At 76.3% G+C, this 14,493-nt stretch carries 1 protein-coding gene; it reads left to right on the forward strand.

The window, feature by feature from the left end:
- The first annotated feature begins 11 nt into the window (after positions 1-11).
- Positions 12-14,456: an SDR family NAD(P)-dependent oxidoreductase gene (locus tag ACIRD7_RS06415; protein ID WP_403450473.1), complete on the forward strand. Its 14,445-nt coding sequence runs from the start codon at positions 12-14 to the stop codon at positions 14,454-14,456.
- Positions 14,457-14,493: the final 37 nt, after the last annotated feature.

A 14,493-nucleotide genomic window follows, 5' to 3' on the forward strand; every position in this document is an offset into this window, starting at 1 on the left:
CGGAGCCAGCCATGACCACGACGCCCAGCGAGCAGGTCGTCCACGCCCTGCGGGCCGCCATGAAGGACGTCGACCGCCTGCGCAGGAAGAACCGGCAGCTGGTCGCCGCCGCCGCGGAACCCGTCGCCGTCATCGGCATCGGCTGCCGCTACCCCGGCGGCGTGCGCAGCGCCGAGGACCTGTGGCGGCTCGTCGCCGACGGCACCGACGCCGTGGCCGCGCTGCCCGCCGACCGCGGCTGGGACCTCACCGCGCTGCGCACCGCCGGCGTCGACGAGCACGGCCACGAACTCAGCACCCGTGGCGGCTTCCTCGACGGCGTCGCCGACTTCGACGCCGCCTTCTTCGGCATCTCCCCGCGCGAGGCACAGCGCATGGACCCCCAGCAGCGGCTGCTGCTGGAGATCACCTGGGAGGCGATCGAACGCGGCGGTCTCGACGCCACGCTGTTGCGCGACAGCCGCACCGGCGTGTTCATGGGCACCAACGGCCAGGACTACGCCCATCTCGTGCTGCGCTCCCTGGCCGATGCCGACGGCGAGATCGGCAGCGGCATCGGGGCGGGCGCCCTGTCGGGGCGGCTCTCCTACACCCTCGGCCTGGAGGGGCCCGCGCTCACCGTCGACACGGCCTGCTCCTCGTCCCTGGTCGCCCTGCACCTGGCCTGCCAGTCGCTGCGCGCCGGCGAGAGCGGCCTGGCCCTGGCCGGCGGCGTCAACGTGATGGCGACGCCGGGACCGCTCGTCGAGTTCAGCCGGCAGGGCGGACTGGCCCGCGACGGCCGCTGCAAGGCCTTCGGCGACGGCGCCGACGGCACCGGCTGGGCCGAGGGCGCCGGAGTGCTGCTGCTGGAGCGGCTCTCCGACGCCGAACGCCTCGGGCACGAGGTCCTCGCGGTCGTGCGGGGCTCCGCCGTCAACCAGGACGGCGCCTCCAACGGCTTCACCGCCCCGAACGGCCCCTCCCAGCAGCGGGTCATCCGCGCCGCGCTCGCCGCCGCCCGCCTCACCCCCGCCGACATCGACGTCGTCGAGGCACATGGCACCGGCACCCCGCTCGGCGACCCCATCGAGGCCCAGAGCCTGCTCGCCACCTACGGCCAGGACCGCGAACGGCCCCTGCTGCTCGGCTCGGTGAAGTCCAACTTCGGCCACGCCCAGGCCGCCTCCGGTGTCGCCGGCGTCATCAAGACCGTCATGGCGATCCGGCACGGCGTCGCCCCGCGCACCCTGCACGCCGACACCCCCACCCGCCTCGTCGACTGGACGTCCGGCGCGGTCGAGGTCCTCGCCACCGACCGGCCCTGGCCCGACACCGGCCGGCCGCGCCGCGCCGGCGTCTCCTCCTTCGGCGTGACCGGCACCAACACCCACGTCATCCTCGAACAGGCCCCGCCCGCCGCCGCACCCGCGCCGACGGCACCCGAACGCACGCCGGGCGCGCTGCCCTGGCTGCTGTCCGCCGCCACCCCGGCCGCCCTGCGCGACCAGGCGCAGCGGCTGCGCGACCATCTGGCCGACGCCGGCCCGCGTCCCCTCGACGTCGCCTACTCCCTGGCCGTCACCCGCGCCGCCCTCGACCACCGCACGGCCGTGGTCGCCGACGCGGACGACAGCGCCCCCTTCACCGCCGGCCCCACCGGCCCCGGCACGCTCCACGGACGCCTCACGGGCCGGCCCAAGCTCGCCCTGCTGTTCTCCGGCCAGGGCAGCCAGCGGCTCGGGATGGGCCGTGAACTGCACGACCGGTTCCCGGTGTTCGCCGCCGCCCTGGACGAGGTGCTGGCCTGCTTCGAGTCCGGACCGCGGGCGGCGATGTGGGGCACGGACTCCGCGCTGCTCGACCGCACGGACCACACGCAGGCCGCGCTGTTCGCCGTAGAGGTCGCGCTGTACCGGCTGCTGGAGTCCTGGGGCGTGCGCGCCGAGTTCGTCGCCGGGCACTCGGTCGGGGAGATCGCCGCCGCGCACGCCGCGGGCGTGCTGTCCCTCGCGGACGCGTGCGCGCTGGTGGAGGCGCGGGGCCGGCTGATGGCGGCCCTCCCGGAGGGCGGCGTGATGGTCGCCGTCGAGGCGGGCGAGGACGAGGTACGGCCGCTGCTGACGGCCGGCGTGGCGGTGGCCGCGGTCAACGGGCCGCGTTCCCTGGTGCTCTCGGGCTCCGAGGAGGAGGTGGAGCGGGTGCTGGCGGCGCTGGGGGAGCGGCGGCGGACCCGGCTCGCGGTGAGCCACGCCTTCCACTCGCCGCTGATGGACCCGGTCCTCGACGACTTCCGCCGGGTCGCCGCGGGGCTGACCTGGAACGCCCCGCAGCTCGCCGTGGTGTCGGGGCTGACCGGCCGGATCGCCGAGCCGGCCGAGCTGTGCTCGGCGGAGTACTGGGTGCGGCACGTCCGCGAGACCGTGCGCTTCGCCGACGGCGTCGGCGCCCTCGCCGAAGCCGGGGCGACGGCCTTCCTGGAGGTCGGCCCGGACGCCGTCCTGTCCGCCGCCGCCCGCGCCTGCCTGCCCGAACGGGCCGTCGTGCAGCCCCTGTTGCGCCGGGACCGGGGCGAGGAGAGCGCGCTCGTCACCGGCCTCGCGGCGCTGCACGTGCACGGCGTGAGCGTCGACTGGGCCGCGTTCTTCGCCGGTACCGGCGCCCGCCGCGTGGACCTGCCGACGTACGCGTTCCAGCGCGAGCGGTACTGGCCGGCCGGCGGCGCCCGGGCCCTGGAAGTGTCCGGCGCGGGACTCGAAGCGGTCGGACACCCGCTGCTCGGCGCCGCGATGGTCGTCGCCGGCTCCGACGACCTCCTGCTCACCGGCGTGCTCTCCACCGCCGTACAGCCCTGGCTGGCCGACCACCGCGTCGGCGGCATGATCTTCTTCCCGGGCACCGGCTTCCTGGAGCTGGCCGTCCGCGCCGGGGACCACGTCGGCTGCTCCCGGGTCGCCGAACTGACCCTCGCGGTGCCGCTCGTGCTGCCCGAGGAGGGCGCCGTACAGGTGCAGCTGAAGGTCGGCGGACCCGACGGGACCGGCCGCCGCGAGCTGACCTTCCACGCCCGCCCCGCCGACCGGCCCGATGCCCCTTGGACGCCGCACGCCACCGGATCGCTCGCCCCCGACGCCGCCGAGCCCGCCCCCTTCGACGCCGTCGAGTGGCCGCCGCGCGACGCACAGCCCGTCGACATCACGGAGCGCTACGACCGCTACGCCGCCGCCGGCCTGGTGTACGGCCCCGCCTTCCGCGGGCTGCGCGCCCTGTGGCGGCGCGGCGAGGAACTGTTCGCTGAGATCGCCCTGAACGCCTCGGTCCGCGACACGGACGCCTACGGAGTCCACCCCGGCCTGCTGGACTCCGTCCTGCACGCGGCGGCCCTGGACCACGACGCCGAACGCCTCCTGCCGTTCGAGTGGCGTGATGTGACCCTGCACGCCTCGGGCGCCGGACTGCTGCGGGCCCGGCTGCGGCGCACCGGAGCGGACACCGTCGTGGTCGACGCCGCCGACGCCCTCGGAGCGCCCGTCGTCTCGGTCGCCGGCCTCACCCTGCGTGCCGCCCCGGACTCCTCCGCCCCGGCCCTGCCCGACCCGGCCGGATCGCTGTTCCGTCTGGACTGGGAGGCCCGCGAGGTGTCCGACCCGGCGCCGGGCGGCTGGGCCCTCGTCGGCGAGGACCCGTTCGGGCTCGCCGCCCACCTGGACGGCGCCGTACAGGTCCCGGCGCCGGCGGCCCTGCCGGACGAGCGGGCGCCGCGCCATCTCGTCGTGTCCGTCACCGGGCCCGGCGAGGGCGTCGAGGCGGCCCGCGCCGCCACCGGTCAAGTCCTCGACCTGCTGCGGGAGTTCCTCGCCGACGACCGGTTCCGCCGCTCGCGCCTGCTGCTGGTGACGCGGGGCGCCGTCCCCGCGACCGACGCCGAGGACGTGACGGACCTGGGCGCCGCCGCCGTGTGGGGGCTCGTCCGGTCCGCGCAGGCCGAGAACCCGGGCCGGCTGCTGCTGGTGGACACAGACGAGGAGTCCGCCGCGCTGCTGCCCGCCCTGCCCGCCCTGTTCGACGCCGACGAACCGCAGGCCGTCCTGCGCGCCGGGGAGCTGCGGGTCGCACGGCTCGCGCGCGGGAGCGGTGCCGCGCTCGTCCCGCCCGCCAGCGGGTCCTGGCGGCTGGACGTGACCGAGCGGGGAAGCCTGGACGGGCTCGCGCTAGCGCCCCGCGAACACGCTCAGTTGACGGGTCGTCAGGTGCGGGTCGCCGTCCGGGCGGCGGGCATCAACTTCCGGGACGTGCTCAGCGCGCTCGGCATGTACCCCGGCGAGGCCGGCCTCCTGGGTTCCGAGGCGGCCGGCGTGGTCGTGGAGACGGGTCCCGAGGCCGGGCTGTGGCGGCCGGGCGACCGGGTCATGGGCATGGTCGCCGGAGGCTTCGCACCCGACGTCGTCGTCGACGAACGGCAGTTGACGGCCGTCCCCGCCGACTGGTCCTGGGAGACGGCCGGTTCGGTGCCGCTGGTGTTCCTCACCGCCTACCGCGCCCTCGTCGACCTCGCCGCACTGCGCCCCGGCGAGAAGGTGCTCGTGCACGCGGGCGCCGGTGGCGTCGGCATGGCGGCGATCCAGCTCGCCCGGCATCTCGGCGCGGAGGTGTTCGCCACCGCCAGTGAGCCGAAGTGGCCCGTGCTGCGCGAACTCGGCGTGGCGGACGACCACATCGCCTCCTCGCGCGACACCGGCTTCGCCGACCGGTTCGCGGCGACAGCGGGGCAGGGGGGCCTCGACGTCGTCCTCAACGCGCTGTCCGGCGAATTCGTCGACGCCTCGCTGCGGCTGCTCGGACCGGGCGGCCGGTTCCTGGAGATGGGCAAGACCGACCTCCGCGAGGCCGGCTCCCTCCCCGACGGCATTCGCTACGAGCCGTTCGACCTGGGCTGGGTCGAGCCCGACGGCATCCGGCGGATGCTCACGGCACTCACCGCACTGTTCGCCGACGGCGCCCTGCGCCCCCTGCCGGTGCGGACCTGGGACGTGCGGCGGGCGGCCGAGGCGTTCCGCTTCATGAGCCTCGCCCGGCACACCGGCAAACTCGCGCTCACCCTGCCGCCCGCCCCGGATCCGGACGGCACGGTCCTGATCACCGGTGGCACCGGCGGCCTCGGCAGCCTCCTCGCCCGCCACCTCGTCACCCACCACGGCACACGGCGTCTGCTGCTCGCCGGCCGCCGCGGACCCGACGCGCCCGGCGCCCGCGAACTGTGCGCGGAACTCACGGAGCACGGAGCCGAGGTGACGGTCGTGGCCTGCGACCTCACCGAGCCGGGCGCCGTACGCGCCCTGCTGGACACCGTGCCCGCCGCGCACCCGCTGACGGCCGTCGTCCACACGGCCGGCGTCCTCGACGACGGCGTACTGGACACCCTCACCCCGGACCGGCTCGACACCGTGCTGCGCCCCAAGGCCGACGCGGCCTGGCACCTGCACGAGCAGACCCGCGACCTGGACCTGTCCGCGTTCGTGCTCTACTCCTCCACCGCCGGCCTGATGGGCAGCCCCGGCCAGGCCAACTACGCCGCGGCCAACGCCTTCCTCGACGCGCTCGCCGAGCACCGCAGGGCCCACGGGCTGCCCGCGCTGGCGCTGCGCTGGCCCGGCTGGGCGCAGGACGGCGGCGGCATGACCGCTGCGCTGGCCGACCGCGACCAGCGGCGCATCTCCGCCCTCGGGCTGCCGCCGCTCACCGCCGAACAGGGACTGGCCCTCTTCGACGCAGCGCTCGCCACCGACGCGGCCGCCCTCGCGCCGCTGCCCGTCGGCGGGGCACCCCTGCCCCCGGGCCTCCCCGTGCCCGCGCTGCTGCGCGGCCTGGTCCGGCCCGGACGGCGCACCGCGGGCGGCGCGACCGTCACGCGCGGCGCGCTCGTCGACCGGCTCACCGCGCTGCCCGCCGACGAGCGGCGCCGCCACCTCGTCGAACTGGTCCGCGCCGAGGCCGCCGGCGTGCTCGGCCACGGCACCAGCGAGGCCGTCGACGCCGACCACGAGTTCCGCAGGCTCGGCGTGGACTCGCTCACCGCGATCGAACTGCGCAACCGGCTGGCCGGCGCCACCGGCCTCCAACTGCCCGCCACGCTCGTCTTCGACTACCCCACCCCGCGCCGCCTGGCCGGCCACCTGCTCGGCGAACTCGTCGAGGAAGGTGTCGTCGGTGCCGCCCCGGCGCCGAGCACCGCCGCCGCGGACGAGCCCCTGGCCATCGTCGGCATGGCCTGCCGCTACCCCGGCGGCATCAGCTCCCCGGAGGAGCTGTGGGAGTTCGTGGCGGGCGGCGGCGACGCCATCTCCGGCATGCCCGACGACCGGGGCTGGGAGAAGCACACCGGCGTCGCCTCGGCCGACGGTGTGGCCGGCGGATTCCTGCGCGGCGCGAGCCGGTTCGACGCCGCGTTCTTCGAGATCTCCCCGCGCGAGGCCGTCGCGACCGACCCGCAGCAAAGGCTGCTCCTGGAGACCGCCTGGGAGGCCCTGGAACGGGCCGACCTCGACCCGCACAGCCTGCGCGGCAGCCGCACCGGAGTCTTCGTCGGCCTCAGCGGCCAGGACTACGGCACCCTCGTCATGCAGTCCTCCGTGGACGTCGAGGCCCACGCCACCACCGGCCTCAACACGAGCGTCGCGTCCGGCAGGCTGGCCTACGTCTTCGGCCTTCAGGGCCCGGCCCTGACCGTCGACACCGCCTGCTCCTCCTCCCTCGTCGCCCTGCACCTCGCCGGGCAGGCGCTGCGCGGCGGCGAGTGCGGGCTCGCCCTCGTCGGAGCGGTGACCGTGATGTCCACGCCGGTGGGGTTCGCCGGGTTCTCCCGGATGGGCGGGCTCGCCACGGACGGCCGCTGCAAGGCCTTCGGTGACGGCGCCGACGGGACCGGCTGGTCCGAGGGCGTCGCCGTCCTCGTCGTCGAGCGGCTGTCGGACGCCGTGCGCAACGGGCACGAGGTCCTCGCCGTGGTGCGGGGTTCGGCGGTCAACCAGGACGGCGCCTCCAACGGACTCACCGCGCCCAACGGCCCCGCCCAGCAGCAGGTCATCCGCCAGGCCCTCGCCGGTGCCCGGCTCACCCCGGCCGACGTGGACGCCGTCGAGGCGCACGGCACCGGCACCTCACTGGGCGACCCGATCGAGGCCCATGCCCTGCTCGCCACCTACGGCCAGGACCGTGAACGGCCGCTGCTGCTCGGCTCCGTGAAGTCCAACCTCGGTCACACCCAGGCCGCCGCCGGCGCCGCCGGACTCATCAAGACCGTGATGGCGATGCGGCACGGCGTCCTGCCGCGCACCCTGCACGCCGACCCGCCGTCCCGGCACGTCGACTGGTCGAGCGGGGCCGTACGGCTGCTCACCGAGAACCTCCCCTGGCCGGACACCGGACGGCCCCGCCGGGCCGGGGTGTCCTCGTTCGGCATCAGCGGCACCAACGCACACGTCCTGCTCGAACAGCCGCCCGCCGCGGCGCAGCCGGACCGCGCCCCGGCCGACGCGCCGCTGCCGTGGGTCGTCTCCGCCCGCACCGAGGCCGCCCTCGACGCGCAGATCGAGCGGATCCGGTCGGCCGCCGAAGGGCTCGACGCCCGTGACGTGGCCTGGACCCTGGCCGGTCGCGCCGCGCTCGAACACCGGGCCGTCCTGCACCCCGACGGCACCACCGAACTCGCCCGCGGCCTGGCCGCCGACCGCCCCCTCGCGGTCGTCTTCCCCGGCCAGGGCAGCCAGCGCCTCGGCATGGGCCGCGAACTGCACGCGCGTTTCCCCGAGTTCGCAGCCGCTCTCGACGACGTCCTCGGCCACTTCGACACGGCCGTACGGGACGCGATGTGGGGCACGGACGAGGCGCTGCTGAACCGCACCGACCTCGCGCAGTGCGCCGTGTTCGCCGTGGAGGTCGCGCTGTTCCGGCTGCTGGAGTCGTGGGGCGTCACCACGGCCCACGTCACCGGGCACTCGGTCGGCGAGGTGGCCGCCGCCCATGTGGCGGGAGTCCTGTCCCTCGCCGAGGCCTGCGCGCTGGTGGCCGCCCGAGGACGGCTGATGGCCGGGCTGCCGGCCGGCGGTGTCATGGTCGCGGTCGAGGCGACCGAGGACGAGATACGGCCGCTGCTCACCGACGGCGTGTCCCTGGCAGCCGTCAACGGCCCCGCCGCCGTCGTCGTCTCCGGCACCGAGGACGAGGTCACCGCCGTCGTGGCGGCCCTCGGCGAGCGACGGCACACCCGCCTCGCCGTGAGCCACGCCTTCCACTCCCCGCTCATGGAGCCGATGCTGGACGACTTCCGACGGGCCCTCGCCGCACTGGAGTTCCGCACGCCCCGCATCACCGTGGCGTCGGCACTCACCGGCCGCGTCGCCGCACCGCAGGAGCTGTGCTCGGCCGAGTACTGGGTGCGGCACGCCCGGGAGACCGTGCGGTTCGCCGACGCGGTGGACGCCCTGCGCACCGCCGGCGCCGGGGCCTTCCTGGAGGCCGGCCCGGCAGGCGTGCTCAGCGGCCTCATCCTCTCCGGCGGCCCGCGCGACACCGTCGCCGCCCCGATGTTGCGCCGCGACCGGGGCGAGGTGGAGACCGTGATCGGCGCGCTCGCCACCCTGCACACCGCCGGCGTCCCCGTCGACTGGCGCGCCCTCGGCGCCGGCACCGGGGCCCGCCGTGTCCAACTGCCCACCTACCCCTTCCAGCGGCAACGGTACTGGCCCGACGGCGGCCCCCTCACCGCACCCGAAACCAGCACCGAACCCGCCACTCCCGCCGCCCTCGACGGGCTCGCCGCCCTCGGCCCGGAGGAGCGCAAACGGCACCTCCTGGGGCTGGTGCGCGCCGAGACGGCCGTCGTGCTCGGCCACCGCGACCGCGACGAGATCGACCCCGACCACGAGTTCGGCCGGCTGGGCATGGACTCGCTCACCGCCGTGGAACTCGGCAGGCGCCTGTCCGCCGGCACCGGACTCCAGCTGCCCGCCACCCTGGTCTACGACTACCCGAGCCCGCGCCGGCTCGCCGCCCACCTGCTGGCCGAACTGCTCGACGACGACGGCGCCGCCGGCCGGCCCGCCGAGCCGGCCGTGCGCCCGGCCCAGGACGAGCCGCTGGCGATCGTCGGCATGGCCTGCCGCTTTCCCGGCGGCGTCAGCACCCCCGAGGAGTTCTGGGAGCTGATGCTCGCCGGCCGCGACGGCACCGGCCCGTTCCCGGACGACCGCGGCTGGGACCTCGACACCCTGCACGGCACCGGCCCCGGCAGCAGCGCCACCACCCGCGGTGGATTCCTCTACGACGCCGCCGACTTCGACCCCGCCTTCTTCGGCATCAGCCCCCGCGAGGCACTCGCGATGGACCCGCAGCAGCGGCTCCTGCTCGAGACCTCGTGGGAGGCGTTCGAACGCGCCGGACTCGACCCCGACGCCCTGCGCGGCACCCGCACCGGCGTCTTCGTCGGCACCAACGGCCAGGACTACGTCCATCTCGCCACCCGCGCCCGCGAGGACATCGGCGGCCACCTCGGCACCGGGCTCGCCGCCAGCGTGATCTCCGGCCGGCTGGCGTACGTGTTCGGCCTGGAGGGCCCGGCCATGACCGTGGACACGGCCTGCTCCTCCTCCCTCGTCTCCCTGCACCTCGCCGCCCAGGCACTGCGCGGCGGCGAGTGCGAACTCGCCCTGGCCGGCGGCGTCACCCTGATGACCACCTCGGTCAGCTTCGTCGGCTTCAGCATCCAGGGCGGCCTCGCCGAGGACGGACAGTGCAAGGCGTTCTCCGACGACGCCGACGGCACCGTGTGGTCCGAGGGCATCGGCATGCTGGTCGTGGAGCGCCTGTCGGACGCCGTGCGCAAGGGGCACGAGGTCCTCGCCGTGCTGCGGGGATCGGCGGTCAACCAGGACGGCGCCTCCAACGGGCTCAGCGCCCCCAACGGCCCCTCCCAGCAGCGCGTCATCCGCCAGGCCCTCGCCGGTGCCCGGCTCACCCCGGCCGACGTGGACGCCGTCGAGGCGCACGGCACCGGGACCCGGCTCGGCGACCCGATCGAGGCCCAGGCGCTGCTCGCCACCTACGGCCAGGGCCGCGAACGGCCGCTGCTGCTCGGGTCGGTGAAGACCAACATCGGCCACACCCAGGCCGCCGCCGGAGTCGCCGGCGTCATCAAATCCGTGCTCGCGCTGCGGCACGGCAGGCTGCCGCGCACCGTGCACGCCGACACGCCCTCCAGCCGTATCGACTGGTCCTCCGGTGCGCTGTCCCTGCTCCAGGACACCACCGAGTGGCCCGAGACGGGCCGGCCGCCGCGCATCGCCGTCTCCGCGTTCGGGATCAGCGGCACCAACGCGCACGTGATCCTGGAGGGCGCACCCGAGACGCGGCCGGAGCCCGCCGCGCTGACCCCCGCCGTCACCCCCTGGCCGGTGTCCGCCCGTACCGAAGAGGCGCTGGACGCCCACCTCGCCGCGCTCACCGACTGGGCGCGCGACCACGACCCGCGCGACGTCGGCCGCTCCCTCGCCGCCCGTACGCACTTCACCCACCGCGCGCTGCTCCTTCCCGACGGCGAGACCGTCAAGGGCACCGCAGCCGAGCGCACCCCGGCCCTGGTGTTCTCCGGGCAGGGCACCCAACGGCCGGGCATGGGCCGCCAGTTGTACGACCGCTTCCCGGTCTTCGCCGACGCCTTCGACGAGACGCTCACCCATCTCCCGCCCGGCCTGCGGGACATCGTCTGGGGCGACGACCCCGAGGAGCTGCGCCGCACCGAGAACGCGCAGCCCGCCCTGTTCGCCCTCCAGGTCGCCCAGTACCGCCTCGTCACCTCCCTGGGCGTCACACCGCGGTACGTCACCGGGCACTCGGTCGGCGAGATCGCCGCCGCCCATGTCGCGGGCATCCTGACCCTGGACGACGCCTGCGCCCTGGTCACCGCCCGCGCCCGCCTGATGGGCGAACTGCCGTCCGGTGGCGTCATGGTGGCCGTCGCCGCGACCGAGGACGAGGTACGGCCCCTCCTCACCGGCCAGGTGTCCGTCGGTGCCGTCAACGGCCCCTCGGCGCTGGTGCTGTCCGGTACCGAGTCCGCCGTCGAGGCCGTCCTCGCCCGGCTCGGCGACCGCCGCACCCGCCCGCTGGAGGTGTCCCACGCCTTCCACTCCCCGCTGATGGACCCGATACTCGCCGAGTTCCGGTCCGTCGCCGCCACCCTGACCCACCACCGGCCCGCCGTCCCGTTCGTCTCCGCGGTCACCGGGGCGTCGGCCGGCGACGACCTCGCCTCGCCCGAGTACTGGGTACGGCACCTGCGCGAGACGGTCCGCTTCGCCGACGCCGTCGGCACCCTCGCGGCCCAGGGCGCCGACGCGTTCCTCGAGATCGGCCCGGACGGCGGCCTCACCTCCCTCGTCGCCGACCTCGCCCCCGAGGCCGCCGTCGCCGTCCCGCTGCTGCGCCGCGACCGCCCCGAGGAGGCGTCGGCGGTGAGCGCGCTCGCCGCCCTGCACGTCGAGGGCGTCACCGTCGACTGGACCGCCCTGTACACCGGCACGGGCGCCCGCCGCCTGCCCGGCCTGCCGACCTATCCCTTCCAGCGGCGCCGGCTGTGGCCCACCGCGTCCCTGCGCTCGGCGGATGCCACGGGACTGGGGCTCGCTGCCACCGATCACCCCCTGCTCGGTGCCGCACTCCCGGTCGCCGGGGCGGGGGAGCTGGTGCTCACCGGCACCCTCTCGCGCACCCTGCACCCGTGGCTCGACGGCAGTGCCGTGGACGGCGCGGTCCGGCTGCCCGGCGCCGCCCTCGTGGAGGCCGCCGTCCGCGCGGGCGACCGTGTCGACGCCCCGCACATCACCGACCTCACCCTCACCGAGCCGGTGACCGTGCCCGCGCAGGGCGCCCTCCAGCTCCAGCTCCGCATCGGCGCCCCCGCCGACGACGACGGCGGCCGGCCCCTGTGGTGCCACGCCCGGCCCGCGCACGAACCGGACGCCCCCTGGACCGAGCACGCCCGCGGCCGGCTCGCCCCCGGGGCACCCGCCCCGACACCCGACCTCACCCGGTTCGCCGCGGGCCAGTGGCCCCCGCCCGAGGCCACCGAACTCGCCGTGGACGACCTGTACGACCGGCTCGCCGCCGCCGGTGTCGAGCACGGCCCCGCCGCCCGCGCCCTGCGCGCAGCATGGCGGCACGGCGACCACCTGTACGCCGAGGTCGCCCTGCCCAAGGAGACCGGCGAACACGCCGGGTTCGGACTGCACCCCGTACTCCTCGACGCCGCAACTCACGCCGCGCACCTCGTCACCGGGACCGAGCAGACGGAACCCGAGCGGCTGCTCCCCGTCCGCTGGGGCCAGGTGTCCCTGCACGCCGTGTCGGCCACCGAGCTGCGGATCCGCCTGACCGGCAGCGGCGACACCCGCGACCTCGTCGCCGCCGACCCCTCCGGCGCACCCGTGCTCACCGCCCGAACCGTCGCCCTGCGCCCCGCGGAGCGCCGGGCCGACGCCCCCGCCGCCGGACCCGACCTGCGCACCTCCCTGTTCCACCTGGACTGGGAGGAGCGCCCCGTCCCGGCCGCCGCCGCCGACGCCCACTGGAACGTCCTCGGCGACACCGACCCCGCCGTCGGCCCGGACGCGCCCGGAGTACCAGTGAAGTCCCTAGCCGAACTGCGAGAAGGTGACGACGCGCAGGTGCGGACGATCGCCGTCCCGCTCACGGGCCGCCTCGACGACACCGTCGGAGCGGTCCACGAGCTGACGCACCGCGCGCTGACGCTGATGCAGGAGTTCCTCGCCGAGGACCGGTTCGCCCGCACCCGCATGGTGTTCGTCACCCGGGGCGCGGTCGCACCGCACGGCGCGGAGGTCACCGACCCGGCCGCCGCGGCGGTCTGGGGCCTGGTGCGGTCCGCGCAGATGGAGCACCCCGGCCGGTTCCTTCTCGTCGACGTCGACGGCGGCACGACCTCCACGGCCGTGCTGCCCGCCCTGCCGGACACGGACGAGGAGCAGTTCATGGTGCGCGACGGACGGGTGCGCGTGGCGCGGCTCGCCCGCGTGCCCGACGCGTCCACCACACCCGAGGCCGGCCCGGCGCGCTGGCGCGCCGACGGCACCGTCCTGATCACCGGCGGCACCGGCGGCCTGGCCCGCATCCTCGCCCGGCACCTGGTCACCACCCACGGCATACGGCACCTGCTGCTCGCCGGCCGCCGCGGCCCCGACGCCCCGGGAGCGGCGGAGCTGCGCGCCGAACTCGAGGGGCTGGGCGCCCGGGTCACCCTGGCGGCCGCCGACGTCGGCGACCCGGACGACGTGGCCGCGCTCGTCGCCGGCGTGCCCGCCGAGCACCCCCTCACCGCCGTCGTCCACACCGCCGGTCTCCTCGACGACGGTGTCCTGGACGCCCAGAGCCCGGACCGCTTCGACGCCGTGCTGCGGCCCAAGGCCGACGCGGCCTGGCATCTGCACCGGGCCACCCTCGACCTCGACCTCGACGCGTTCGTCACGTACTCCTCCACCGCCGGTGTCGTCGGCAGCCCCGGCCAGGCCAACTACGCCGCCGCCAACGCCTTCCTCGACGCCCTCGCCCAGCACCGCGCGGCCACCGGACGCCCCGGCCACTCGCTGGCCTGGGGCCCCTGGGCGCACGCCTCCGGCATGACCGGCGGGCTCGGCGAGGACCACATCCGGCGCATGAACCGCTCCGGCACCCCGCCCCTCGAACCCGAACTGGGCCTCGCCCTGTTCGACGCCGCCACCGCCCGCGACGACGCACGCCCGGTCCTGATGCGCACCGCCGCCCGCGCCGGCGCCGCGCTGCCCTTCCCCGGACCCGTGCCGCCCGTCCTGCGGGGACTGATCGGCGGGCGCCGTACCGCCGCCGGCCGCAACCGCGCCGCCGAACTCACCGCCCGCCTCGACGGACTGCGCCCGCAGGAACGCACCCGGCACCTCACCGACCTGGTGCGCGCCGAGGCCGCGAGCGTGCTCGGCCACGACACCCCCGAACGGATCGGTGCCGGGGAGGAGTTCTCCCGGCTCGGCTTCGACTCCCTGACCTCCGTGGAGCTGCGCAACCGGCTCGCCGCCGTCACCGGGCTGCGCATGCCCGCCACCCTCGTCTTCGACCACCCGACCCCGCAGGCCGTCGCCGACCATCTCGCCGAGCGGCTCGGCCGGGGCCGCGCACCGGCGGCCGGCGCCCTGCACACCGAACTCGACCGCCTGGACGCAGCCCTGGCCGGCGCGCTCGCCGGGGACGGCCTGGACCCGGCAGCCCGGACCGGCACCGCCGCCCGGCTGCGGGCCCTGCTCGCCCGGATCACCGACGACGGCGGCGAACGGCAGGGCGCGAACGACGACGTGCGCGAGCGCATCGGCGCCGCGAGCCCCGAGGACCTCATCGCCTTCATCGACAGCGAGATCGGACGACCCACCGACCGCTGAACCGGTCGTATCTCCCCACCGGTCTCACCGAGGAAAG

This window comes from Streptomyces sp. NPDC093568 (genome assembly GCF_044764945.1).
Taxonomy (GTDB): domain Bacteria; phylum Actinomycetota; class Actinomycetes; order Streptomycetales; family Streptomycetaceae; genus Streptomyces.

Bases quoted from the DNA above. Each gene is read 5' to 3' on its own strand.
- ACIRD7_RS06415 (WP_403450473.1), top strand. From the start codon at position 12: ATGACCACGACGCCCAGCGAGCAGGTCGTCCACGCCCTGCGGGCCGCC.